Annotated in this window: 1 pseudogene; it reads right to left on the bottom strand. The window is 46.4% G+C overall.

The features are described from left to right. Positions 1-283: 283 nt before the first annotated feature. Positions 284-685, bottom strand: a pseudogene (locus CWC30_RS15400) (ribonuclease E); the annotation flags it as partial.

Genomic DNA, 685 nt, shown 5'->3' with positions numbered 1-685 from the left:
AAAGAGAGATGGTATCTACAATAAACCTCGATGTTGACCTTATCCGTAGGCGGGAGTTTAACTTGCGCATGTTTTAGGTGTTAGGAATAGCTGTAGACATAGATCTTGCTCACAGCAAGTTGCGAGCTAAGGGGTTAGGGATCAGGCTCGAAGCCCGATCCCCGTAGCCCGCTAACTTTCGACTTTACCCGAACCCCGTTGCCAGTTACATAAATGCCAGACAAAAAAACCGCGTTAAAATAAATTAACGCGGCTTTTTTATGCTTTGAGCTAAACTCAGTGCTTATTCAGCACTCAGCGTTTTAGTCATCGCTGAGCTTGCACGACTGGCAGGTTTTACCGAGCCAGGGCGAAGGCCGCTGTCAGGGATTAACTCACGTTTGTCATGTGCCATTGCAACCGATATATGCTTGATTTTGCTATCGGCTACAGGCGTAGGCTGTGCCATTGGCGCACTTGCATGTCCTGCTGTAATCACAGTTTTAGCGTTTGCATTAGCTGAACTCGCTTGCGAAACTGTCTTAGGTTGACTTTCAACCACAGGCGCATCTTTCGCTTCTACAGGTGTTTCAGTAGCACTAACCGGTGCTGTTTCAGCTTCAACAGCAACTTCTTCAGCTTTTACTAGTTCTTCAGCTTTTACTGGTTCTTCAGCAGGTACTGATTCTTCAGCTTTTACTGGTTC

The organism is Pseudoalteromonas sp. S4741, assembly GCF_005886135.1.
Taxonomy (GTDB): Bacteria; Pseudomonadota; Gammaproteobacteria; order Enterobacterales; family Alteromonadaceae; genus Pseudoalteromonas; species Pseudoalteromonas tetraodonis.
The sequence above is the reverse complement of the archived record's forward strand: the minus strand, read 5'-3'. Positions and strand labels throughout refer to the sequence as shown.